Origin of the sequence: Pseudomonas sp. AF32 (assembly GCF_022342325.2) — a bacterium.
GTDB classification, from domain to species: domain Bacteria; phylum Pseudomonadota; class Gammaproteobacteria; order Pseudomonadales; family Pseudomonadaceae; genus Aquipseudomonas; species Aquipseudomonas uvaldensis.
Genome location: NZ_RQJK02000005.1, coordinates 245,065 through 268,768 on the forward strand (window position 1 = coordinate 245,065; position 23,704 = coordinate 268,768).

General features: G+C 61.1%; 26 protein-coding genes. 11 read left to right on the forward strand and 15 right to left on the reverse strand.

Features of this window, described 5'->3' with window-relative positions:
* Positions 1–537, reverse strand: a complete 537-nt coding sequence (rloA, locus tag EGM97_RS07350; protein WP_053150397.1) for a retropepsin-like aspartic peptidase RloA — start codon at positions 535–537, stop codon at positions 1–3.
* Between the two features lie 282 nt (positions 538–819).
* Here rloA and EGM97_RS07355 point away from each other — a divergent pair, with 282 nt between their 5' ends.
* The 5 genes from EGM97_RS07355 (at position 820) to prpF (ending at position 7,617) form a co-directional block, all read left to right on the forward strand.
* Positions 820–1,533: a GntR family transcriptional regulator gene (locus EGM97_RS07355; protein WP_238962670.1), complete on the forward strand. Its 714-nt coding sequence runs from the start codon at positions 820–822 to the stop codon at positions 1,531–1,533.
* On the forward strand, positions 1,530–2,420 hold the full coding sequence (prpB, locus tag EGM97_RS07360; protein WP_232777519.1) for a methylisocitrate lyase: 891 nt from the start codon (positions 1,530–1,532) through the stop codon (positions 2,418–2,420). The genes EGM97_RS07355 and prpB overlap by 4 nt, the downstream gene beginning before the upstream one ends.
* A gap of 55 nt (positions 2,421–2,475) precedes the next feature.
* Positions 2,476–3,603, forward strand: a complete 1,128-nt coding sequence (gene prpC, locus EGM97_RS07365; RefSeq protein WP_238962669.1) for a bifunctional 2-methylcitrate synthase/citrate synthase — start codon at positions 2,476–2,478, stop codon at positions 3,601–3,603.
* A 198-nt stretch (positions 3,604–3,801) separates the two neighbouring features.
* Positions 3,802–6,390: a Fe/S-dependent 2-methylisocitrate dehydratase AcnD gene (acnD, locus tag EGM97_RS07370; RefSeq protein WP_238962668.1), complete on the forward strand. Its 2,589-nt coding sequence runs from the start codon at positions 3,802–3,804 to the stop codon at positions 6,388–6,390.
* Between the two features lie 33 nt (positions 6,391–6,423).
* Complete coding sequence (gene prpF / locus EGM97_RS07375) at positions 6,424–7,617, forward strand: 2-methylaconitate cis-trans isomerase PrpF (RefSeq protein ID WP_238962667.1); 1,194 nt, start codon at positions 6,424–6,426, stop codon at positions 7,615–7,617.
* Positions 7,618–7,744: 127 nt separating this feature from the next.
* Here prpF and EGM97_RS07380 read toward each other — a convergent pair whose 3' ends face one another.
* The 10 genes from EGM97_RS07380 to soxR all read right to left on the reverse strand — a co-directional run bounded on the left by EGM97_RS07380 (position 7,745) and on the right by soxR (position 15,206).
* Positions 7,745–8,647: a metal ABC transporter solute-binding protein, Zn/Mn family gene (locus EGM97_RS07380; RefSeq protein WP_238962666.1), complete on the reverse strand. Its 903-nt coding sequence runs from the start codon at positions 8,645–8,647 to the stop codon at positions 7,745–7,747.
* The gene (locus EGM97_RS07385) at positions 8,648–9,547 is read right to left on the reverse strand and encodes a metal ABC transporter permease (RefSeq protein ID WP_053150416.1); all 900 of its coding nucleotides are present in this window, start codon (positions 9,545–9,547) and stop codon (positions 8,648–8,650) included.
* Complete coding sequence (locus tag EGM97_RS07390; protein ID WP_238962665.1) at positions 9,547–10,299, reverse strand: metal ABC transporter ATP-binding protein; 753 nt, start codon at positions 10,297–10,299, stop codon at positions 9,547–9,549. The genes EGM97_RS07385 and EGM97_RS07390 overlap by 1 nt, the downstream gene beginning before the upstream one ends.
* On the reverse strand, positions 10,296–11,225 hold the full coding sequence (locus EGM97_RS07395; RefSeq protein ID WP_238962664.1) for a metal ABC transporter solute-binding protein, Zn/Mn family: 930 nt from the start codon (positions 11,223–11,225) through the stop codon (positions 10,296–10,298). The genes EGM97_RS07390 and EGM97_RS07395 overlap by 4 nt, the downstream gene beginning before the upstream one ends.
* A 36-nt stretch (positions 11,226–11,261) precedes the next feature.
* Entirely contained in the window at positions 11,262–11,837 is a 576-nt protein-coding gene (locus EGM97_RS07400; RefSeq protein WP_238962663.1) for a DUF6162 family protein, read from the reverse strand.
* Positions 11,834–12,160 (reverse strand): hypothetical protein, encoded by a 327-nt coding sequence (locus EGM97_RS07405; protein ID WP_238962662.1) that lies wholly within the window; start codon positions 12,158–12,160, stop codon positions 11,834–11,836. Before EGM97_RS07405 ends, EGM97_RS07400 begins: the two co-directional genes overlap by 4 nt.
* Positions 12,157–12,702 (reverse strand): thiamine pyrophosphate-binding protein, encoded by a 546-nt coding sequence (locus EGM97_RS07410; protein ID WP_238962661.1) that lies wholly within the window; start codon positions 12,700–12,702, stop codon positions 12,157–12,159. Before EGM97_RS07410 ends, EGM97_RS07405 begins: the two co-directional genes overlap by 4 nt.
* Positions 12,699–13,913, reverse strand: a complete 1,215-nt coding sequence (locus EGM97_RS07415; RefSeq protein WP_238962660.1) for a PepSY-associated TM helix domain-containing protein — start codon at positions 13,911–13,913, stop codon at positions 12,699–12,701. Before EGM97_RS07415 ends, EGM97_RS07410 begins: the two co-directional genes overlap by 4 nt.
* A 278-nt stretch (positions 13,914–14,191) precedes the next feature.
* Positions 14,192–14,650, reverse strand: coding sequence for a VOC family protein (locus EGM97_RS07420; protein ID WP_238962659.1), 459 nt, complete (start codon positions 14,648–14,650; stop codon positions 14,192–14,194).
* Positions 14,651–14,753: 103 nt separating this feature from the next.
* On the reverse strand, positions 14,754–15,206 hold the full coding sequence (soxR, locus tag EGM97_RS07425; RefSeq protein ID WP_238962658.1) for a redox-sensitive transcriptional activator SoxR: 453 nt from the start codon (positions 15,204–15,206) through the stop codon (positions 14,754–14,756).
* A 93-nt stretch (positions 15,207–15,299) separates the two neighbouring features.
* On the opposite strand from soxR, the gene EGM97_RS07430 reads away from it, so the two are divergent.
* The 5 genes from EGM97_RS07430 (at position 15,300) to EGM97_RS07450 (ending at position 19,936) form a co-directional block, all read left to right on the forward strand.
* Positions 15,300–15,665, forward strand: a complete 366-nt coding sequence (locus tag EGM97_RS07430; protein WP_238962657.1) for an antibiotic biosynthesis monooxygenase — start codon at positions 15,300–15,302, stop codon at positions 15,663–15,665.
* 111 nt (positions 15,666–15,776) lie between these two features.
* The gene (locus EGM97_RS07435) at positions 15,777–16,046 is read left to right on the forward strand and encodes a hypothetical protein (RefSeq protein WP_238962656.1); all 270 of its coding nucleotides are present in this window, start codon (positions 15,777–15,779) and stop codon (positions 16,044–16,046) included.
* A 96-nt stretch (positions 16,047–16,142) separates the two neighbouring features.
* Positions 16,143–16,757, forward strand: a complete 615-nt coding sequence (locus EGM97_RS07440) for a LysE family translocator (protein ID WP_238962655.1) — start codon at positions 16,143–16,145, stop codon at positions 16,755–16,757.
* A 159-nt stretch (positions 16,758–16,916) separates the two neighbouring features.
* Complete coding sequence (locus EGM97_RS07445; RefSeq protein WP_238962654.1) at positions 16,917–18,083, forward strand: cysteine desulfurase family protein; 1,167 nt, start codon at positions 16,917–16,919, stop codon at positions 18,081–18,083.
* A gap of 44 nt (positions 18,084–18,127) precedes the next feature.
* On the forward strand, positions 18,128–19,936 hold the full coding sequence (locus EGM97_RS07450) for an aminopeptidase P family protein (protein ID WP_238962653.1): 1,809 nt from the start codon (positions 18,128–18,130) through the stop codon (positions 19,934–19,936).
* Between the two features lie 8 nt (positions 19,937–19,944).
* Here EGM97_RS07450 and EGM97_RS07455 read toward each other — a convergent pair whose 3' ends face one another.
* Both EGM97_RS07455 and EGM97_RS07460 read right to left on the reverse strand, forming a co-directional pair.
* A complete protein-coding gene (locus EGM97_RS07455) occupies positions 19,945–20,535 on the reverse strand; it encodes a 2-hydroxychromene-2-carboxylate isomerase (protein ID WP_238962652.1) in 591 nt (196 codons plus the stop codon).
* Positions 20,536–20,570: 35 nt separating this feature from the next.
* Positions 20,571–21,299, reverse strand: coding sequence for an SDR family oxidoreductase (locus EGM97_RS07460; RefSeq protein ID WP_238962651.1), 729 nt, complete (start codon positions 21,297–21,299; stop codon positions 20,571–20,573).
* Positions 21,300–21,389: 90 nt separating this feature from the next.
* Between EGM97_RS07460 and EGM97_RS07465 the strand changes: the two genes are divergently transcribed.
* Positions 21,390–21,959: a TetR/AcrR family transcriptional regulator gene (locus EGM97_RS07465; protein WP_238962650.1), complete on the forward strand. Its 570-nt coding sequence runs from the start codon at positions 21,390–21,392 to the stop codon at positions 21,957–21,959.
* A 10-nt stretch (positions 21,960–21,969) separates the two neighbouring features.
* Here the strand turns inward: EGM97_RS07465 and EGM97_RS07470 are convergent, their stop codons facing one another.
* On the reverse strand, positions 21,970–22,251 hold the full coding sequence (locus tag EGM97_RS07470; protein WP_238962649.1) for a hypothetical protein: 282 nt from the start codon (positions 22,249–22,251) through the stop codon (positions 21,970–21,972).
* A 167-nt stretch (positions 22,252–22,418) separates the two neighbouring features.
* Complete coding sequence (rhtA, locus tag EGM97_RS07475; protein ID WP_238962782.1) at positions 22,419–23,306, reverse strand: threonine/homoserine exporter RhtA; 888 nt, start codon at positions 23,304–23,306, stop codon at positions 22,419–22,421.
* Between the last annotated feature and the right edge of the window lie 398 nt (positions 23,307–23,704).

Below are 23,704 nucleotides of genomic sequence, written 5' to 3' on the forward strand. Positions count from 1 at the left end.
TTACTCTGCGGTTTGAGCGGCATTGGCGCAGGCAGGTTTGCCGGCAGCGTATTTGAGACTGGGGTCGACCAGCGCGTCGAAGCGCTTGAGCGCTTCGGAGCCGATCAGCAACGGGTATTGGAATGCACTGCGGTCGGTCAGGTTCACTTCGATGCTGCGCAAGGCGGAGCCCATGCAGATGTCCAGTTCGATAACCGGCCGGGCCGTGTATTTCTTGCCTTCTTCCGGGTCGTAGTCACCGGCGCGGCGCTTGATCTTGCTGACCCGGGCCAGGGGACGTTCGATGGGGTGCGAATGGGCAGCGTCGATAGCAAGGTAGAAACGCACCCAGGATTCGCCATTGCGTTTGAAACGCTTGATGTCCCGGGCGCTGAGCGAAGCGGTCTTGGCGCCGGTATCGAGCTTGGCGGCAACCTCCAGGTCGATGCCCTGCAGGGCGGCATATTCGTTGAGGCCGTACACGGTTTTTTCACCCGCCGCGGCAAAAACGGGCAGGCACATGAAACAAAGAACAGCAGGTAAGGGCTTGAGTGTCATAGATCCTGGTGCACGGCGTTCCGTTTGTCGGTTCAGGCCCTGGCATTGCTGCACAAGCTCCTTGGGTAACCTTCTCTATTAATAGAAGAGCAGTAAACAGCGGCGGCATTCTAGCACGGTGGTTTTCTGACGCCACCGCTGGCCGGAGGCTACAAGTGACCCTTTGCGGTGTGTGGCTTATCTGCGGTCATTAGACGATTGTCGACAATCCTTATTTTTGCTTTGACGTTTGCCTAGTCATTGGTTAGTTTTTGCTTCAATGCTTTTTAAGGTGTCGACAATATGCTGGAGCAGCTCGAATCACCGGCGATGGCCCAGGACGACTCGGAGACACTTTCCGAGAACGTCTTCCGGCGTATCCAGGCGGCTATCGTCAAAGGCGAAATTGCCCCTGGCAGCAAGATTTCCGAACCTGAGCTGGCTCGCACCTACGGCATCAGCCGCGGTCCGCTGCGCGAGGCGATCCATCGTCTGGAAGGCCAGCGCCTTCTGGTGCGTGTGCCCCATGTCGGCGCTCGGGTGGTGTCGCTCAATCACGCGGAGTTGCTGGAGCTCTACGAGATCCGGGAGTCCCTCGAAGGCATGGCCTGCCGCTTGGCGGCCGAGCGCATGACCGTGGAAGAAATCGACGAGCTGCGCCGGGTCCTGGAAACCCACGAACGCGATGCGGCGTTTCAGGCTGGGGTCGGCTACTACCAGCAGGAAGGCGATTTCGACTTCCATTACCGAATCATCCAGGGCAGCGGCAACCGCACCCTGACCCAGATGCTCTGCGGCGAGCTGTATCAACTGGTGCGCATGTACCGCATCCAGTTTTCCACCACGCCCAACCGTCCACGCCAGGCTTTTGCCGAGCACCACCGGATTCTCGATGCCATCGCCGACCGTGACGGCGAACTGGCCGAATTATTGATGCGCCGGCACATCGGCGCTTCCAAACGCAACATCGCGCGTCATTACCAGGACAGCGCCACCACTGAACGAGGTGAGTCATGAGTTCCAGCAACAGCACGCCAGGTCAGCGATTCCGCGATGCGGTCGCCAACGAGCATCCGCTGCAAGTGGTGGGCACCATCAACGCCAACCATGCGTTGCTGGCCAAGCGCGCCGGTTTCAAGGCGATCTATCTGTCGGGCGGCGGCGTTGCAGCCGGCTCCCTGGGTGTGCCGGACCTGGGCATCACCGGCCTGGACGACGTGCTGACCGATGTGCGGCGGATCACCGATGTCTGCGACCTGCCACTGCTGGTGGACGTGGACACCGGTTTCGGCTCCTCGGCCTTCAATGTGGCCCGCACCGTCAAGTCGATGATCAAGTTCGGCGCGGCGGCCATCCATATCGAAGACCAGGTGGGCGCCAAGCGTTGCGGCCATCGTCCGAACAAGGAAATCGTCTCGCAGCAGGAGATGGTCGACCGCATCAAGGCCGCCGTCGATGCCCGCACCGATGACAGCTTCGTGATCATGGCGCGCACCGATGCGTTGGCCGTGGAGGGGCTGGACTCCGCCCTGGACCGCGCCGCCGCGTGCATTGAGGCCGGCGCCGACATGATTTTCCCCGAAGCCATTACCGAGCTTGAGATGTACAAGCTGTTCGCCAGTCGCGTGAAGGCGCCGATCCTCGCCAACATCACCGAATTCGGCGCGACACCGCTGTACACCACCGAGCAGCTCGCCGGCGCCGATGTATCCCTTGTCCTGTACCCGCTGTCGGCGTTCCGCGCCATGAACAAGGCGGCCGAGAACGTCTACACCGCGATCCGCCGCGACGGCACGCAACAGAACGTCATCGACACCATGCAGACGCGCATGGAGCTTTACGATCGCATCGACTACCACACCTTCGAGCAGAAGCTCGATGCGTTGTTCGCCGCGAAGAAATAAGGCACACCCCTACAACTTGCCGATTCCCTACAAATTCAAGAACTGGAGACAGCAAATGGCCGAAGCAAAAGTACTCAGTGGCGCCGGGCTCCGCGGCCAGGTGGCCGGACAGACCGCACTATCCACCGTGGGCCAGTCCGGTGCCGGCCTGACCTACCGCGGCTACGACGTTCGTGAGCTGGCGGCTGACGCGCAATTCGAAGAAGTGGCGTACCTGCTGCTGTATGGCGAACTGCCGACACGGGCGCAGTTGGACACCTACATCGGCAAGCTGCGTCAATTGCGTGACTTGCCACAAGCCCTGAAGGAGGTGCTGGAGCGCATTCCCGCCGATGCCCATCCGATGGACGTCATGCGCACCGGCTGCTCGTTCCTGGGCAACCTGGAGCCGGAGCAGGACTTCTCCCAGCAGCGGGACAAGACCGACCGCCTGCTCGCCGCGTTCCCGGCGATCATGTGCTACTGGTATCGCTTCAGCCACGAAGGCCAGCGCATCGAATGCGTGACCGACGAACCCTCCATCGGTGGCCATTTCCTGCACCTGCTGCACGGCAAGAAGCCGAGCGACTTGCATGTCAAGGTCATGAACGTGTCCCTGATCCTCTACGCCGAGCACGAATTCAACGCCTCGACGTTCACCGCCCGGGTTTGTGCCTCGACCCTGTCGGACCTGTTTTCCTGCATCACCGCCGCTATCGGTTCGCTGCGCGGCCCGCTGCACGGTGGCGCCAACGAAGCGGCGATGGAAATGATCGAACGCTTCGACTCGCCGGAAGCGGCGATCAAGGGCACCCTGGGCATGCTTGAGCGCAAGGACAAGATCATGGGCTTCGGCCACGCGATCTATAAGGACAACGACCCGCGCAACGAGGTGATCAAGGGTTGGTCGAAAAAACTCGCCGAGGAAGTGGGCGACACCGTGCTGTTCCCGGTGTCCGAAGCCATCGACAAGACCATGTGGGAACAGAAGAAACTGTTTCCCAACGCCGACTTCTACCATGCCTCGGCGTACCACTTCATGGGCATCCCGACCAAGCTGTTCACGCCGATCTTCGTCTGCTCGCGCCTGACCGGCTGGGCCGCCCATGTGTTCGAACAACGCGCCAACAACCGCATCATCCGCCCGAGCGCCGAATACACCGGCGTCGAACAGCGCAAGTTCGTGCCAATCGAACAACGCTGAGCTGGGGGGGGGCCGACGTAGTCACTGAAGGAACCGCGTCCCCTTGTGGGAGCGGGCTTGCTCGCGAATGGGATGTGTCAGTTGACATTAATGCCGCCTGACACACCGCTTTCGCGAGCAAGCCCGCTCCCACAGTAGACCGAGTTGACTTCAACGGCTGCGCCGCCCCTCTGAAACCACCGTGACCGAGTCCTGACGATGAACACAGAATTTCGCAAACCGCTGCCCGGCACTTCGCTGGATTATTTCGACGTTCGCGGGGCCGTGGAGGCCATCCGCCCTGGTGCCTATGACGGCCTGCCGTACACCTCCCGCGTACTGGCGGAGAACCTGGTGCGTCGCTGCGACCCGGCCACGCTGAACGAATCGCTGTTGCAGCTGATCGAGCGCAAGCGTGACCTGGATTTCCCGTGGTTCCCGGCCCGGGTGGTGTGCCATGACATCCTCGGTCAGACCGCCCTGGTGGACCTCGCCGGTCTGCGTGATGCCATCGCCCAGCAGGGCGGCGATCCGGCCCAGGTCAATCCGGTGGTGCCGACCCAACTGATCGTCGACCACTCGTTGGCGGTGGAAAGCGGCGGCTTCGACCCCCAGGCGTTCGCCAAGAACCGCGCCATCGAAGACCGGCGCAACGAAGACCGTTTTCACTTCATCAACTGGACCAAGAAAGCCTTCAAGAACGTCGACGTGATTCCGCCGGGCAACGGGATCATGCACCAGATCAACCTGGAAAAAATGTCCCCGGTGATCCAGCAACGCGACGGCGTGGCGTTCCCCGATACCTGCGTCGGTACCGACAGCCACACCCCCCACGTTGATGCCCTGGGCGTGATCGCCATCGGTGTCGGTGGCCTGGAAGCCGAAAGCGTGATGCTGGGCCGCGCCTCGTGGATGCGCCTGCCGGAGATCATCGGCGTCGAGCTGACCGGCAAGCTGCAAGCGGGCATCACCGCCACCGACATGGTGCTGGCGCTGACCGAGTTTCTGCGCAAGCAAAAAGTCGTTGGTGCCTGGTTGGAATTCTTTGGCGAAGGCGCCCGCGCCCTGACCCTGGGCGACCGCGCGACCATCTCCAACATGGCCCCGGAATATGGCGCTACGGCGGCGATGTTCCATATTGACCAGCAGACTATCGACTACCTGAAGCTCACCGGCCGCGAAGACGCCCAGGTGCACTTGGTGGAAACCTACGCCAGGCAGGTGGGCTTGTGGGCCGACAGCCTGCAAGGCGCGCAATATGAGCGTGGTCTGACGTTCGATCTGTCTTCCGTAGTGCGCAACATGGCCGGCCCGAGCAACCCGCACGCCCGCGTTGCGGTTTCGGATCTGGCCGCCAAGGGGATCTCCGGTCAGTGGGACGAGGTGCCGGGGCAAATGCCCGATGGCGCCGTGATCATCGCTGCCATCACCAGTTGCACCAACACCAGCAACCCGCGCAACGTGATCGCTGCCGGCCTGCTGGCGCGCAATGCCAATCGCCTGGGCCTGACCCGCAAGCCGTGGGTCAAGTCGTCCCTGGCACCGGGTTCGAAAACCGTGGCGCTGTACCTGGACGAAGCCGGCTTGACGCCGGAACTGGAGAAGCTGGGGTTTGGTGTGGTGGCGTTTGCCTGCACCACCTGTAACGGTATGTCTGGCGCGCTGGATCCGGTGATCCAGCAGGAAATCATCGACCGCGACTTGTATGCCACTGCCGTGCTGTCGGGTAACCGCAACTTCGACGGACGCATCCACCCGTACGCCAAGCAGGCGTTTCTCGCCTCGCCGCCATTGGTTGTGGCCTACGCCATTGCCGGGACCATCCGCTTCGACATCGAGAAGGACGTGCTGGGCGTGGTGGATGGCCGGGAGATCCGCCTCAAGGACATCTGGCCGAGTGACGAGGAAATCGAAGCGGTGGTGAAGGCCTCGGTGAAACCGGAGCAGTTCCGCCAGGTGTACATCCCGATGTTCGCCATTCAGGAGGACACAGGGCCGAAAGTCACGCCGCTGTACGACTGGCGCCCGCAAAGCACCTACATTCGTCGCCCTCCGTATTGGGAGGGTGCGCTGGCCGGCGCCCGACCGCTCAAGGGCATGCGTCCATTGGCGGTGCTGCCGGATAACATCACCACGGATCACCTGTCACCGTCCAACGCCATCATGCCGGACAGCGCGGCGGGCGAGTATCTGGCGAAAATGGGCTTGCCGGAAGAGGACTTCAACTCCTACGCCACCCACCGGGGCGACCACCTGACCGCCCAACGTGCCACCTTCGCCAACCCGAAACTGTTCAATGAAATGGTCCAGGAAAACGGCAAGGTCAAGCAGGGCTCGCTGGCGCGGGTCGAGCCGGAAGGCAAGGTCATGCGCATGTGGGAAGCCATCGAAACCTACATGGAACGCAAGCAGCCGCTGATCATCATTGCCGGCGCCGACTACGGCCAGGGCTCGTCCCGTGACTGGGCGGCCAAGGGCGTACGCCTGGCCGGTGTCGAAGCGATTGCCGCCGAAGGCTTCGAGCGCATCCACCGCACCAACCTGGTGGGCATGGGCGTGTTGCCGCTGGAATTCCTGCCTGGCATCAATCGCAAGACCCTGGGCATCGACGGCACTGAAATCTATGACGTGATCGGCGAGCGGACGCCGCGTGCGACGCTGACCCTGGTGATCACGCGCAAGAACGGCGAACGCGTCGAAGTGCCGGTGACCTGCCGCCTCGACACGGCCGAGGAAGTGTCGATCTACGAAGCCGGCGGCGTGTTGCAGCGCTTCGCCCAGGACTTCCTCGAATCGGCGGCCGTTTGAAATCTCGTTTCAGTACTCAGGAGTAGGCGCACCATGGCTCACGCCCCTCAAATCAGAATCCCCGCCACGTATATGCGTGGCGGCACCAGCAAAGGCGTGTTCTTCAGCCAGCAGGACCTGCCCGAAGCCGCCCGTGTCCCTGGGCCGGCGCGGGATGCTTTGTTGCTTCGGGTGATCGGCAGCCCCGATCCGTATGAAAAGCAGATCGACGGCATGGGCGGTGCGACGTCCAGTACCAGCAAGACTGTGATCCTGTCCAAGAGCACCCGGGCCGACCATGACGTCGATTACCTGTTCGGCCAGGTGTCCATCGACAAACCGTTCGTGGATTGGAGCGGTAACTGCGGCAACCTGTCGGCGGCGGTGGGTTCGTTCGCCATCAGCAGCGGCCTGGTGGACGCCAGTCGTATCCCGCAGAACGGCGTGGCCGTGGTGCGGATCTGGCAGGCCAACATTGGCAAGACCATCATCGCCCATGTGCCGATCACCGACGGCGCGGTGCAGGAAACCGGCGATTTCGAACTCGACGGTGTGACCTTTCCGGCGGCTGAAGTGCAATTGGAGTTCATGGAGCCGGCGGCGGACGAGGAGGGTGGAGGCGGTTCGATGTTCCCCACCGGCAACCTGGTGGACGACCTGGAGGTGCCCGGCGTCGGCACGCTCAAGGCGACGCTGATCAACGCGGGAATCCCGACCATCTTCGTCAATGCCCGGGACATCGGCTATACCGGCACCGAATTGCAGGGCGCCATCAATGGCGATCCCAAGGCGCTGGCGATGTTCGAAACCATCCGCGCCCACGGGGCCTTGCGCATGGGGCTGATCAAGCACCTCGACGAAGCCGCCCAGCGCCAGCACACGCCGAAAGTGGCGTTTGTCGCACCGCCGGCGGACTACGTGTCCTCCAGTGGTAAAGCCGTAGCGGCGGGTGATATCGACCTGTTGGTGCGGGCGCTGTCCATGGGCAAGTTGCACCACGCCATGATGGGCACGGCGGCGGTTGCCATCGGCACGGCGGCGGCGATTTCCGGCACTCTGGTGAATCAGGCAGCCGGCGGTACCGAGCGCAACGCCGTACGCTTCGGCCACCCGTCCGGCACCCTGCGCGTCGGTGCCGAGGCCAGCCAGGTCAACGGCGAATGGACCGTGAACAAAGCCATCATGAGCCGCAGTGCGCGGGTGTTGATGGAAGGGTTCGTGCGGGTGCCTGGGGATGTCCTGAACTGAACCTCTGAGTATCCACAATCAAAACCTGTGGGAGCGAGCTTGCTCGCGATAGCGGTGTGTCAGTTGGTGATGATGTTGGATGTGCCGGCTTATCGCGAGCAAGCCCGCTCCCACAGGTGGTGGTGTTTCAGGCGCCGGTCAGTGCGGCGACGACTTGCTTTACGTTGTTCTCCAGTTCAGCCACCGGATCGGCCGCATCGGTGCTCAGCACCAGCAACCGGCTGCCGCTTTCGGTGATGGCGGCTTTCAGTGCATCCGAGGGCTGGCGATGGTGCAGCACCAGCGCAACGTCATGGTCTTTTAAGGTGGCGGTCAATTGCTTGAGAGCCTCAGGTGTCCATTCGGCGTCGGGTCGGGCGTCGGTGCTGATCCCCTCCAGATTGAGTCCGCTGATCAAATAACCGAAATGTTCGCTCAGGCTGACAACGCTCAGGTTGTCGGCCGTGGCGAGTTGCTTTTCGCTGTCGGCGCTGAGCTTGAGCAGGCGTTGCTTGAGCGCCGCCAGATTGGTGTCGATCTTGGGTTTTTCGGTCGGGGCCAGGCGCACCAGGTCGGCGGCGATCACGTCGGCCATCCGCCCCAGGTTATGGCTGGCCATCCACGGTTGGCTCGCCAGGCCGTCGGCCATGCCCGGCTGCACGGCGATGCCGGGCAGAGCACCGTCCACCGGACGGGCGCCGTCGATTTCGACGATGCGGATATTGCTGCGCCGGGCCATGGGATACAGCGGATCGTCCGGCCATAGCGAGCGCAGGCCGATCACGGCGTCGGCATTACTGGCCAGTTTGCTGAGCTCGGGTGCGCCGCGACCGCTGAAATAAGCGCTCTGCCGGGACCCGGGCAAGTTGGCGGGCGCGGCTCGCTCCAGGCTGACGTCGGTGCCCTTGAGGAGTGCTTCGCTCAATCCGTAAGTGACCGGCAACGAGGCCAGCAGGTGTATCGGCCGGGGACTGTCGGCGGCGAAGGACGGGGTGGTGATCAGGCCATACAGGGCCACGGCCACGGTCAGTTGTCGCAATGAAGAAATCATTTATCCAAGGTTCCCTTTAAGGCTGGGGACGACGCCGCGAGCGATGGCGGCCAGGGCGAACGCGATGCCGGCCACCAGGATGATCGCGGCACCGGACGGGATTGGCAGGTCGAAGACAATCGGCGCGAGAATCCCGCATAAGGTGCTGGCGGTCGCAATCAGCACCGAACACCAGAAAAAGCCTTTCAACGACTGGCTGAGCAGACGCGCCGCCGCTGCCGGGATCACCAGCAGGGCTCCCACCAGGATCGCGCCGATGACCTTGACCGCCGCCACGGTGATCAAGGTCACCAGCACCACGAACAGATAATCCAGAGATTTGACCGCCACCCCGCGCACCGCGGCCAGTTGCGGATTGAAACTGGCCAACATGATGCGGTTGTACAGCGGCAACGCCAACGCCATCACCAGCGAACCGACCACCGCCAGTACCAGCAGGTCGTTGCCGTTGACGGTCAGCACCGAGCCGAACAGCACGTTTTCCAGGATATGCACATTGATCTTGCCCGCCAGGATCAGCAGGAGGCTGGCGCCCAGGGCCAGGGACACTGAAAGGAACACGCCGATCAAGGTATCAGGTGCCAGGCCGGTGCGGTTGCGCAAGTAATTGAGCAGGATGCCGAACAGCAGGCAATAGCCGAACAGACTGCCGTAAGGGCCGGTGTAGGGTTCGCCCAGCAGAATGCCGATGGCCACGCCGGTCAACGCAGCATGGCCCACGGCCTCGGAGAAAAATGCGAAGCGCTTGACCACCACCAGTGTGCCGAGGCCGCCCAGCACCGGGCCGATCAATAGTCCGGCGAGCAAGGCATTGACCACGAAACCGTAGGCCAGCGCCTCGGGCAGGTAGCCCGACGAGGCCCAGCCCTGGACCGTCAGACGAAAAGCTTCGTAACTCATCAGGCGGCGCTCCCGTGTGTCCGTGGATGGGTGGAAAACAGCGATAGCAAGCGTTCAGGGGAGAGTGCCTGGCGTGGTGGGCCGTCGAACAATACCCGGCGATTCAACCCGGTGACACGATCCGCCAGGCGTCCGACGGCTTCCAGGTCGTGTTCGATCCACAGCACGGTGATGCCCGCCTGGCGCCAGTCCAGCAGCAACCGCTCGAAAACCTGGATGCCGGCCTCGTCCAGCGCCGACATGGGTTCGTCGAGCACGAGCAGTTGCGGTGCGGGGATAAGCCCCTGGGCCAATAAGACCCGCTGGCGCTCCCCACCGGAGAGCGCGCCCATGCGGCGCTTGCGTTTGTCCTGCATGCCGACTCGTTCCAGTGCCTGGCCGATGGCCTCGGAATAATGCTTGCTCAAGCCGAGAAAAGCGGGCTTGCGCTGACACATCGCCGCCATGAAGTCATACACCGTCATGGGCAGGCCACGGTCGAACTCCAGCGCCTGGGGTACGTAGCCGATAACGCCGGGTTCGCCAGGCCATTGCAGACTCAGGCGTCCCTGATGGGGCATCTGCCCCAGCAACGTCTTGATCAACGAACTCTTGCCACCGCCGTTGGGGCCGACCAGGGCGTGGACGCTGCCGGCCTGTACCTGAAAAGCCACAGTGTCGAGAATGTTCGTGCGGCCCAGATTCAGGCTGACGTCGGCGAATTCGATCAGGGGACCGATGTGTTTCAGGGGGAGTGTTTCCTGGACGGTCATGCGCCGGACTCCTGGATTGCTCGGACCACCGTGTCGAGATTACCCGCCATTTCCTTTTCATACTTCCCGGCACTGTAGTCACCGTAGGAAATGTGCGAGAGGGGGTACAGCTTGACGCCCGATTCACGCTGGATGGTGTCAACGTAGGTCGATGGAAAATCCATCTCCGAGAAGATCACCTTCACGTCCAGTTCCCGCAGTTGATCGATGGTTTTCTTCAACTGACTGGGGCTCGGTTCGATGCCGTGGGCCGGCTCGACCACGGCGGTCACCTCCAGGCCGAACTCACGCAGCAGGTAATCGTAGGCGGCATGGACCGTGGCGACCCGCAGTTCAGCGTTGGGCGCCTGGGTCAGCTTCGCCAGGGCGGCGGCGCGCATCTGCCGCAGGCGCTTGCCGTAGGCTCGGGCGTTCTGGGTGTAGGCCTGGGCGTTGGCAGGGTCGAGCTTGCCCAGCTCCCGGGCGATGTTGTTGACCTGGGCGATGGAGGCACTGATGGACAGGAACGTGTGGGGATTGACCACTTTGCCCGCGCCGCGGGCGGCGGTACCGGTGGCGGCCAGCAACGGAACGTTCTCGTTGGCCTCGATCACCTTCACGTCCGGGGTTTCGCTGGCGGCGATCATGCGGTCGGCGAAGTCATCATGGCCCACGCCATTGAGCACGACCACATCCAGGCCGCTGATGCGCTTGATGTCCTCGGCGCGTGGTTCATAGGCGTGAGGGTTGAAGCCGGCGGGGATCAACGGCACCACCTCGGCCTTGTCACCGACAATATTGGCAACGTAGCTGTAATAAGGATGCAGGGTAATGCCGATGCGCAGGCGCTTGGTCGTTTCGGCGTGAGCAAGAGGGGTAAGCAGGCAGGCCAGCAGACCGGCCAGCAGCAGGCGAAGCAAGGGCCGGCGTTGAGATGCAATGGACATGGGCAAACGGTCTTCTCTCAAAAGGAGGGCAGGGGATCAATGTCGATGCTGGCGGGTGACGCCGGCGTCGAACTGCGCAACGATCTGTTGCCAGCCGGCGGCGGACAACGCGGCGTCGTCCAGCGTGCCTGGCACCGTGACGTCTTCGTTACGAGTGAGCCAGATGTCCGGCGCAGCGTCGGACGCTTCGCTGATACGCATCAGGAACGAACCGGCAACGGTGGGTTGGGCACTCGCACCGAAGTAGGCCCGGTCCTCCACCTGGTGCCAGACATGGCCGCCCCGGCTGACGGAACTGGCGTCCTGGGCAAACGGAGCAAAGCCTTCTTCGGCCAGGGTCTGGGGAGTGGGCAGGGCCTGCTGCTCTTCGCGCAGCAACCGGATCTCGTCCAGCGTCACCCGCAAATCGGCATAGATGCCTTGCTCGGCGGCGCTGAGGTCGCGGCGAGCGTCGAGCTGGTGGGCAGCGAGGTGACTGACGTCCCGCGTTTCCCCGTGCAAGGCCACGACTGAGCCGGCCATCAGGACGATAAACAGGCACAGCAGTAACACGTAGAGGGTTTCATGGCCCGCGCCGGCGGGACGGATGACTTGTGTGGTGGGGTTGTTCATGGGGCCTCGATGTCGGCTTGGTCGATTTCCACCACATGGCCGGGGCCGGCGTCGAAGAGTACATAGAACTCCGCGTCCGGTCTCTTGAAGGTCAGCTTCGAGTCCGCGCCGAGCTTGCCGGGCACCAGGATGGTTTCGTCGTAGCCGATCACGTCCAGGGTCACCCCGGGGGCGCCGCTGCCGTCGGAAAAGCCGCCGGTGCACTGGATCTGCTCGGCATCGATGGCCTTGCATTCGCACATCGGGTTGTGGGCCAGGGCGCCGGTGCTGAACCCGACGCACAGGAGCAGCGCCAGGCTGCGGATGGAGGTGTTGGGGGTCATGGTTGGGCTCCGTGGGTCTTCAGCCAGGCAATGGTGGCCGGAGACGCCTGGCTCAGGGGAATGGAGGCTTGATGCATCGAACCGTCCCAGCCTTCGAGCGTGAGCCACAGTTCGGCGTCGGGCTGGGTTTTCTGCGGCACCGGCAACCAGGCGCCCATGCGATAGGGCGAGCCGAAAAAAATCACTCCAGCGGCTCGCAGGCTGCGGGGCTTGCCGATGCGCAGGTAGGTGGCCTTGACCTGGCTGATACAACGTTGGCAAAGGGCAGCGTTGAATTGCTTCAGGTGCCCGGCCGGGCCATCGGCTCGCGGGGCTTCGTCGCGAAACTCGGCCAGTCGCACGCTCCACGGCCCGACCTGGATTTCGCCGATCTCCCGTTCGCCAAGCCCGGCGTCGCCGCGAAACAATGCCGCTTCCGAGAAGTACTTGGGCATGAAGCCCAAGGGAATCAGCAGCAAGAGCACGTTGAGGTGAAAACGCCACTTTTGCCAGAACAGGCTCAGGCGTGAAGGTGAGGGTGTCGTCACGGTGGACTGGCTCACAGGTTGCCCTCCGGTGATTCAGGGTGGATGGACGGCGGTAGTGACCGGGCGGCTTGAGGCACCCGTGGGGTTTTATGGTTGCGCTTGAAGGCATTGGCAGTGGCCAGGGCCGTGCGTTTGGTCCAGATCAGCAGCCCGCTGAGGACCATCATGCTGAGGATCAAACCGAAGAAGAACCAGAGGAGTTTGACCCACAAGCCACCGAAATCCCCGGTGTGCAAGGGGCGCATGGATTCGGTGACAAATTCCAGCGCCGTGCGGTCCGACAGCAGTCGCGAGGCGGCCACCTCTGCGGTATAGGGATGGATGGTGGCTGTCTGGTACATCAGTGGGTACCAACCGCGCCCGCCGATTTCCAGATGGCTGTAGGCATTACCGGGCAGGCTGATGAAGCTCGCTTCCAACCCTGGTATTTGCTCTCGGGCGATATCTACGGCCCGGTCCAGGCTCAATTGAGGCGGCGGCAGGCCATCGGTCGACAGGGGCACGCTTTCACGGGATACCGCCGGCAGTACCGGAGCACTGGAAATGGAAATGTGGTTATCGCCCAACAAGGCCTGGATCAGAAACCAGGTGCCGGTGATGGAAATGACTGCGATGAACCAGATCGACCAGATACCGCTGAGGCGGTGGAAATCCCCCCAGAAAATCCGCGCACCGTGGCGAAATCGCAAGGTCGGACGGAAGAAGCCTTTCCAGAAGCGCTTGTAGACCACCAATCCGGTCACCAGCGAAGCCAGCAAGGGCAGCCCCAGGAACGAGACCAGATACCAGCCCCAACTGTAACCATTGGTGAACGGCACCAGCCACCATCCATGCAGGGCACGGGTGAACGCCCTGAAGTTGAACACTGGCGCCGAGCCCTGGACGATGCCGGTATAGGGGTTGACATAGACCGTGTCGGGGCGCCCATCGGGGTAGGTCACCTTGACCTCCAGAGCGAAATGCGACTCGTCCGGACGAGCAATGCTGAGCACCTGGGTCTGCGGCTGGGCTTGCCTGATGGCGGTAACGACCTGGTCGTAGCTGAGCCGTTGGGCATCGTCGGAGGGTTTGCTGGCGCGCATATCGGGGTTCACCAGCCAGACGATTTCCTGGCTGACCACCGCCAATGTGCCGGTGACGCAGACGATGAGCACGAAAAACCAGATGGGCAATGCCAGCCAGCTATGGACCAGGAACCAGAGTTTGGAACGGGACTTCTTCGACATGATTGAACGTCTTGATTCGATGAAAGGCTCCGTATTACGGGCTTCGCAATACCGGAAACCATGAAAAGCAGCCCGTGGCTTTTGCCGACGCGGCCTGCTGCATCTAATTAAGACGAACGAGCACGGGAAATCCCGAAGAGAAAGATGAAAGAAAATGTTTCGTATTTACAGAGTGGGCAAAATCCTGTGGGAGCCAAGCCTGCTCGCCATGACCGCGGCGCATTCAACATCACCGGTTCAGGCCGACTGTCGCGAGCAGGGCTCGCTCCCACCTGGAGTCAGCCTTGCTGGAACATCTCTCTGGCCCGCTGTTCGATCTGCTCCTGGGTCAGGTCCTCCTTGTGCGTCGCCAGAAACCACACATGGCCATAGGGATCCCTCAAGGATCCGGTGCGATCGCCGTAAAACTGATCCTTGACCTCGGAGATGACCGTGCCACCGGCGGCAATCGCCTGGGCAAACATACGGTCCACGTCTTCCACATAGAGGTGCAGGCCCACCGAGGGTGATTGGTCCGGGTTGCGCAGGGGGCCCTTATCGCACGGCGTGCCGAGCATGATCGGACTGCCGCCGATCCGCAGTTCGGCATGACCGATGCCTCCGTCAGGCGTGGTCAGGCGCATGACTTCGGTGGCGTTGAAGGCTTTTTTGTAGAAATCGATGGCTTGTGCCGCTTCCTTGATGCCCAGGTAAGGCGTGAGGCTATGGAAGCCTTCGGGGATGGCTTTGACGGCCATGACATGTTCTCCTTGTTCCGTCCGGCGAAGAGAGGCTTCGTCGATTTGCGAACAACCACTATAGGACAGCCATCCGGGACCGACCGGTGCCCCGACGAACGTCTTATCTCGTGTCGAGCAGGTGCGCACCCGGCCCGCGCTTGCCCAGTGCATCGCCCTGGTTTCGCAGCGGGCACGCTTCCATCGACAGGCACCCGCAGCCGATGCAGCCATTGAGCCGGTCCCGCAGTGCCACCAATTGGTTGATGCGTTCGTCCAGGTCGCGGCTCCATTGCTCTGACAGGATCTTCCAGTCGGCGGCCGTTGGGGCACGGTCGTCGGGCAGGGCTCCCAACGCCTGGCCGATTTCCGCCAGGGGAATGCCCAGGCGCTGGGCGACCTTTATCAACGCCACGCGCCGTAACACTTCTCTGGGATAACGTCTTTGGTTGCCCTGGTTGCGAGTGCTTTTGATCAGTCCCTTGGCTTCATAGAAATGCAAGGCGGTGACTGCCACGCCGCTGCGGGCGGCCACCTGGCCAACGGTGAGCGCTTTGTGAACATCGATTCGGGTCATGACGATTCACTGCTTGACCTTGAGTTAACTGGAGGTTTTACCCTGCACGCTTTTGGATCGCAAGATTCGTCTCACACGTATCGAGGAGTCGTCATGCAATTGCCTGGGAACAATCGCAGCTTTACCCAACTGATCGAATTCGACATCGAACCGCAATGGCAGCGGGCCTTGATCGACGCCCTGTCGGACCAGACCGAGCGCCTGGCCCGGGATCACCAGGGTTTCCTGAGTGCCAGTATCCAGGCCAGCGAGGACGGCAGGCGTGTGCTCAATTACTTGCAATGGCGAACCCGAGAAGCGGGCGAAGCGGCGTTTCAGTGTTTTGAAAGGGGCGAACAGGATTTCTGGCGATTGGTCCAGGCACATCGGGTCCGAACCGTGACGTTTGGTTCGTTCCATGTAGTGCGTAACATCGAGCGCAGCCTGGATAATGCGTTGAATTGTCAGCTGGTCGATTAAGCGCAACGGCCGATGCGAAGGGGCAATACCCACTATTGAAAGCGTTGATTTCTGCCGTACGGGACCGACGGGTAGCCTTTGTTCATCGCCACAGAACACCGGATACCCATCATGAATCGCATCGTTGCTGTTTTGCTGCTGTCGGTCACCGCCGTATTGAGTGGATGCACCACATCATCGCCTGAGCTGCGTCCCTACACCGCCGAGGAAACCCGCGAACTGGCCCTTGAGGCTCTGAATCGCCGGGGGCTGTCGTTCGATGAATACCATGCGAAGAAAGCCGAACTGCTCGGCCCGTCGCAGAAAAATTCGGGCTTCGACGATCGTGGCGAGATGAGCGCGGAGCAGACCGTACAGAAACTGCCGGGCCGGGCCAGCTGAGAGACTGTACCGCCTGAAGTTTTACCCAACTGTCCATGGGTTTGCAGCGGGACGTGGGGTAGGGTCTTCCCCTGACCACCCGACGGACTCAATGTCATGACCCTTTCGCTTGATTTGCTGCTGGGCTTCGCCCTGTTTGCCCTTGTGACTTCGATCACGCCTGGGCCCAACAACACCATGTTGCTGGCTTCGGGGGTCAATTTCGGGTTCAACCGAACCATCCCGCATATGCTGGGCATCACCTGCGGTTTCTTTTCCCTGGTGCTGGCGGTAGGTCTGGGCCTTGGCGCGATGTTCCAGACATATCCGCTGCTCTACACGATATTGCGCTATGCCGGCGCGGCGTACCTGCTGTACCTGGCGTGGAAGATCGCCCACTCCGGTCCGGTCTCGGACAGCCGGGCAGGGAATCAGGCGCCGATCAGCTATTGGGGCGCGGCGGCATTCCAATGGGTCAACCCCAAGGCCTGGATCATGGCCATCGGAGCCATCAGCACCTATACGCCGCTCCAGGGCTACTTTTTCAATGTTGTGGTAATCGCCGCCGTGTTTGCCTTGATCAACCTGCCCAGTGTGAGCGTGTGGGTGATATGCGGCAGCCTGTTGCGCAACCTGTTGCGTGATCGTCGCTGGCTGCGCCTGTTCAACTGGGGCATGGCGTTGCTGCTGGTTGCCTCGCTGTACCCGTTGTTGCTCGAAAGCATCGGTTGAGGGCTGAGCTTGAGCCGGATGCCTGCTAAGCTCGCTGTTCAGGAGCGTTCCTACGCACTTTTAAACGAAGTCTCACTTCTTTAAGGTCTTCGATCGGGTATAGCTAGTCTCGAACCCAACGAGGGCGCCCGGTCCCGGAACAGGCTCTGCGAGTTTCCCATGAATAAACGTCCTTTATATTTCGATTATGCTGCCACCACACCGGTGGACGAACGGGTCATCCAGGTCATGGTTGAATGCCTGGGCTTCGACGGCAACTTCGGCAACCCGGCTTCCAGCTCCCATGCTTTCGGCCAGCAGGCCCGCCGCTCGGTGGAGCATGCGCGCCGGCAGGTGGCGCAATTGGTCGGGGCGCAGTCGGAGCAGATTGTATGGACTTCCGGCGCCACCGAGTCCAACAACCTGGCCCTCAAGGGCGTGGCCCAGGCGCGCGGTGCGTCCCCAGGGCATGTCATCACCAGTTTGATCGAGCACAAGGCGGTGCTGGACACAGTCCGACAACTCGAAGAAAGCGGCGTAGCGGTGACCCGGCTGGCGCCGGACGCCGATGGTCTGATCGATCCGCAAGCGGTGCGCGAGGCATTGCGCGAAGACACGTTCCTGGTATCGCTGATGCTGGTGAACAACGAACTGGGCACACTCACTGACGTCGCCGCCATCGGTGAGGTCGTGCGTGGGCACGGCGCACTGTTTCATGTGGATGCGGCCCAGGGAGCCGGCAAGGTAAGAATCGACCTTGGCCGGTGGCCGGTGGATCTGATGTCGTTTTCCGCCCACAAGGTCTATGGCCCCAAAGGGATCGGTGCGCTCTACGTCGGCGAGCGCGCCCGGCCGCGTCTGGCGGCGCAGATCCATGGCGGCGGACACGAGGGCGGCCTTCGTTCCGGCACGCTTGCCACCCACCAGATCGCAGCCATGGGGGCGGCCTTCGAACTGGCGGCTCAGGCATTCGACGATGAGCTCGACAAAATCGTCCGATTGCGCAATCGTTTGCTCGAACCGCTGCTTGCCCGTCCTGGCGTGCGGGTCAACGGCAGCTCGGCCCAGCGCATCCCGCACACGCTGAGCCTGACGTTTGATGAAGGGGAGTTCAACTCGGCTGCGTTGGGCACTTCGCTTGCATTTTCCGCCACGTCTGCCTGCAATTCGGCAAACAACACGCCGTCCCATGTGCTGCTGGCCCTGGGGCACGATGCACGTGCGGCCGGGCGGACCATTCGCTTGAGCCTGGGACGCTTCACCCGTGAGCAGGACATCGACGAAGCCGTGCAGTTGATCGAGGCAGCCTGCGCCGCCGCGCCTGCATTCTGGGCCACCACCTCATAAGCCGGACGTCCGGCACCGAACAATAATGATGAACAGGAGAAACGATGAGTACCGAGCCTTTGACCCATGGACTGGTTCCCCAGCGCCTGGCCCGAATCCGTGAATTGATGAGCCGCGAAGGCATCCATGCGTTACTGGTGCCGTCGGCCGATCCGCATCTGTCGGAATACCTGCCTGGCTATTGGCAAGGTCGGCAATGGCTGTCGGGATTCCACGGTTCGGTCGGCACCTTGATCGTGACGGGGGATTTCGCCGGGGTCTGGGCCGACAGTCGTTACTGGGAACAGGCTACCCATGAGCTCGAGGGCAGTGGGATCGAACTGGTCAAGCTCATTCCAGGCCAGCCCGGTCCCTTGGACTGGCTTGCGGAACAAACCCCTGAAGGAGCGGTGGTGGCGGTCGATGGTGCGGTCATGGCCGTGGCGTCGGCTCGAACGCTGGGCAGTAAACTTCAAGAACGTGGTGCACGGTTGCGTACAGACATCGACCTGCTCGACGAAGTCTGGACCGCCCGCCCATGCTTGCCCAGCCAGCCGGTCTACGCGCACTTGCCACCTCAGGCGACCGTCAGCCGGATCGAGAAGCTCGCCAAATTACGTGAATCCCTCAAGGAGCGTGGCGCCGACTGGCATTTCATCGCTACCCTGGACGATATCGCCTGGCTGTTCAACCTGCGTGGCGCCGATGTGTCGTTCAACCCTGTGTTCGTCTCCTTTGCCTTGATCAGCCAGCAGCAGGCGACCTTGTTCGTGGCGCTGGACAAGGTTGACGGCGCATTGCGCGCGACGCTCGAACAAGAGGGCGTCTCCCTGCGGGACTACAGCGAAGCGGGAAGCGGGCTGCGGGAGGTTCCAGGCGGCGCGAGCCTGCTGGTCGATCCGGCCCGCGTCACGGTCGGCTTACTGGACAACCTGCACAATGACGTGAAGTTGGTGGAAGGGCTCAACCCCACGACGCTGGCCAAGTCTCGCAAAAGTCCGGCCGACGCCGAGCACATCCGTCGGGCCATGGAGCAGGATGGCGCGGCGCTCTGTGAATTTTTCGCCTGGCTGGAAGGTGCCTGGGGCCGTGAACGCATTACCGAACTGACCATCGATGAACGCCTGACGGCGGCACGCAAACGACGTCCGGATTTCGTTTCCCTGAGTTTCAATACCATCGCCGCGTTCAACGCCAATGGCGCAATGCCGCACTATCACGCCACGGAAGAAGCCCATGCGGTCATCGAAGGCGATGGCTTGTTGTTGATCGATTCAGGTGGCCAATACCTTGGCGGCACCACCGATATCACTCGCATGGTACCGGTCGGAACGCCCAACGCTGAGCAGAAACGTGACTGCACCCGTGTACTCAAGGGGGTCATTGCGTTATCCAGGGCCCGATTCCCCCGGGGCATTCTGTCGCCGCTGCTGGATGCCATCGCACGGGCACCGATCTGGGCGGAGCACGTGGATTACGGTCACGGTACCGGTCACGGTGTCGGTTATTTCCTGAACGTCCATGAAGGTCCGCAGGTCATTGCCTACCAGGCGGCTCCCACTCCGCAAACAGCCATGCAGCCGGGCATGATCACGTCGATCGAGCCGGGAACCTATCGTCCGGGACGCTGGGGTGTTCGTATCGAGAACCTGGTATTGAATCGTGAAGCAGGCAGCAGCGAGTTTGGCGAATTCCTTGAATTCGAAACCCTGACCTTGTGCCCGATAGACACGCGCTGCCTGGAACCATCGTTGCTGACCCAGGATGAAAAGGAATGGCTCAATGCCTATCACGCCGAGGTTCAGCGTCGCCTGAGCCCGTTGCTGGAAGGTGATGCGTTGCAATGGTTGAACACACGAACGATGGCGATCTGACGTCTGGATCAGTTGAGGGCTTCACGGACGAAGTCCAACCGATCCTGGCCGAAGAACAACTCGTCTCCGACGAACATGCTGGGGGCGCCGAATACGCCCCTTGCGATGGCCTCTTCGGTGGTTGTCTTGAGGGCTTCCTTGATTGGCTCGTCTGCGGTCAACGCCAGCACGTATCGAGGGTCGAAACCGCTTTCATCCAGGACGGCTGCCACAGTCGCCGGATCGCTGAGGTTACGGGCGTCGACCCACAGGGCATGAAACAGGCAGTCGATGAACGCTTCGAACCGTTCTGGATGACGCAATTGCATGCCGGTTATGGCACGCATCAATGAAAGTGTGTTGATCGGGAAGTACGGATTGAGCCTGAATTCGACGCCGTAACGCTTGGCGAAGCGATCCAGGTCCTTGGCCATGTGGGCGCCTTTGGCCGGCACGGTTACCGGCGATGCGTTGCCCGTTGCCTTGAAAACACCCCCCAGCAGCATGGGGCGATAGATCAGCACGCTGTTGGCATCCGCGCAGAGGATGGGTAGCTGGGTATAGGCCAGATAAGTCGCCGGGCTGCCGATATCAAAGAAGAACTCCACCGATTTGCTCATGGTCACTGCTCTCTTGTTGTTATCGAGGGATAGCTTTACCAGCGTTCATTCCAGGGACGCAGGTCCAACTCGAAGGTCCAGGCATCGCGCGGTTGGGTGTGCAGGTACCAATAGTTCTCGGCGATGTGTTCAGGGTCGAGGATGCCGTCTTGATCCTTGGTTGCATACTTTTGCGGGAAGTTATCGCGGATGAAGTCGGTGTCGATGGCGCCGTCCACCACCACATGAGCTACATGGATATTCATGGGCCCCAACTCACGGGCCATGCTCTGGGCCAATGCACGGATGCCGTGTTTGGCACCTGCGAAGGCAGCGAATCCCGAAGCTCCCCGTAGACCCGCTGTCGCTCCGGTGAACAGAATGGTTCCTCGCTGGCGCTTGACCATGCGTTTGGCCACTTCCCGGGCATTGAGGAAACCGGAGAAACAAGCCATCTCCCAGATCTTGAAATATTTACGGGCGGTCTCTTCAAGAATGCTGCAGGGCACGTTGGCGCCGATGTTGAATACAAACGCTTCGATGGGGCCGATCTGGCTTTCGATCTGTTCTACCAGGGCGATCACATCGTCTTCCTTGCGCGCATCACAGGCAAAGCCGTGGGCTTCGCCGCCCTGGTCGCGTATCGCCTCGACCAATGGTGCGAGCTTGTCGGCGCTACGGCGGGTGACGCAGGCTACAAATCCCTGCTTCGCGAAACGCTTGGCTATCGCGCCGCCCGTAGCATCTCCCGCGCCAACAACCAGTACGACCTTCTTGTTATCCATGATCAGCCTCATTGGTAAACGATCGTTAGCTGAACGGACGTTATGCTAAGGTCGGGTGTGCGTCAAGGTGAGCGATCAGGGGCAGGATTTATGCGTTATTCAGCCAGTCACAAGATGGAAACCCGCGAAAAACTATTGGCCAGCAGTGCCGTCTCCGCCAAGAAATCCGGATTTTCAGCGGTGGGCGTCGATGGCCTGATGAAAGCGATCGGGTTGAGCGGCGGGGCGTTCTACAGTCATTTTTCCTCAAAGGATGAGCTTTTCAAGGTCATCGTCGAGCGGGAGTTGACCCGGAGTCTGGAGCGCCTGAGCGGCGATCATGTCCTGGATTCGGCGAGATTGGAGCGTTGTCTCCAGCAGTACCTGAGCATGGACCATGTCCGGCAACCTGAAATCGGGTGCGTGCTGCCGGTGCTTGGCGCTGAGATCGCTCGTTCGGATGTACAGGTGCGGGAGACGGCGCAAACGTGGATCTGTCGTTTGCATGAGGGCTGGGCGCGGATACTGGGAAGTGACAGTCTGGCCTGGGCGATTCTGTCGCAATGCGTTGGCGCGCTGGTCGTTGCGCGCATGTTGGTCGCGCCGGAGATTCAGCGTAATGTCCTTCAAGCCAGCCAGGAAGAGATCGGCCGGCGAATGGCAGAGCAACGGATCGATTGAAAACCGCTGTCTATTTGCAGATGACGATCATGCTGCGGCTGGTATAGCCGGCAGGGTTGAGGCCGAAAGGATAATCCCCCGGCTCTTCGACCGCATCGCCCGACTTGGCGATGATTTTGTAATTCTTGGGGGCGCATGAGTTTGCGGCGCTGGCGAAGCACTGCTCCCAGGACGAGGACAGGCCGGAGCAGTTGATGTGCAAGCCTTTTTTGCCGCGTTTGACTTCACTCTTGGTGGTCGCCGCACACCCTGCAATTGCAAGTATGGCGATCAATATCAAAATTCGTTTCATTCCCGTCCTTATGCCGTCGTGCATCTGCTGTCCACGTACGGCTGTGTTCGCTTGCGCTTGAAGCGTTCATGACGTCCTGTATGAAAAAATCCATGACTGACATTGGGTTACATGCCTAAACATGGCCCAAATGCGCGGCAAATACCAGACTTTCGTGAAATCCTGCTTCAATCCGCCGCGACGACGGGCTTTACCGTGTTGTTCATGGTCAGCGTTGCGCCAACTGATGCGAGAATAATGCAGGCAATGGCGGCCCATTGAGGGAATGACAGGTACTCCTGGAGAAATATGAATCCCGACAAGGCCGCTACGGCGGGCTCAATGCTCATCAATGTGCCAAAGGTGCGGGCCGGCAGGCGAGTCAGGGCTATCATTTCGAGGGTGTAGGGCAGGGCCGTGGATAGAATGGCAACGCCGATGGCGACTGGAATCAGGCTGGGTGTCAACAGTGCGGTCCCCGCATGGACGATGCCGAAGGGGGCCACGAACAGTGCGGCGATCACTACGCCCAATGCGGCTGTCTGTACGCCGTGGTCTGCACCAGCCTTTTGACCGAACAGGATATAAAGTGCCCAGCAGACACCTGCCCCCAACGCATAACCGGCCCCGACCAGGTCGAAACCCGTGCTGGTGGCTCCGGTAGGTATCAGCAGGAACAGGCCAATCACTGCCAAGGCAATCCAGAGAAAGTCGATTGCCCGTCGTGAGGTATAGATCGCCACCGCCAGGGGGCCGGTAAACTCCAATGCCACGGCGATGCCCAGGGGCGTCGTGCGGACCGACATATAAAAGAGAAAATTCATGCCGCCCAGTGCCATCCCATAAACGATCACGGTACGCAGGGATTGGGCCGTGAGCTTGGCGCGCCACGGGCGTAACAGCAATAGCATGATGATGCTGGCAAAAATAAGCCGAAGGGTCGTAGTGCCTTGGGCGCCTATTACCGGAAACATGCTTTTTGCGAGAGAGGCTCCGGACTGGATGGATGCCATGGCGATAAGTAGCAGTGCAACCGGGTAAACGGTGGATGCCAGGCTGCGATGTGGGGAAGTCATTGAAAAGCGTCGTCCAGCTAACGTAGGGAATGGGTTGAGCAATATATTGCGCATTTGTTGTTTCCACGTCTATATACGCAGTGGTTTTGTCCAGTGATCGTCGTAAACGGATAGAAAAGTAAAATTAAGGGTTGACGGCAGATTCTGAGTCTCTATAATTCGCCCCACTTCCGGCGCAGTCGAAACGAAAAACTCCTTGAAATTCAACGAGTTAAGTAGGTTTCGGCGGAGCAGGGCTTCAGATCATCGAAGCACGGAAGGAGTCGCTAGAGCGGTTTCTTGGCTCAGTCGACGGTTCGATCTTCTCGGTCGAAAGCGGCAAAAAAGAGGTGTTGACAGCAGCGACTAACGCTGTAGAATTCGCCTCCCGCTAACGAGAGATCGAAAGCGCAAGTGGT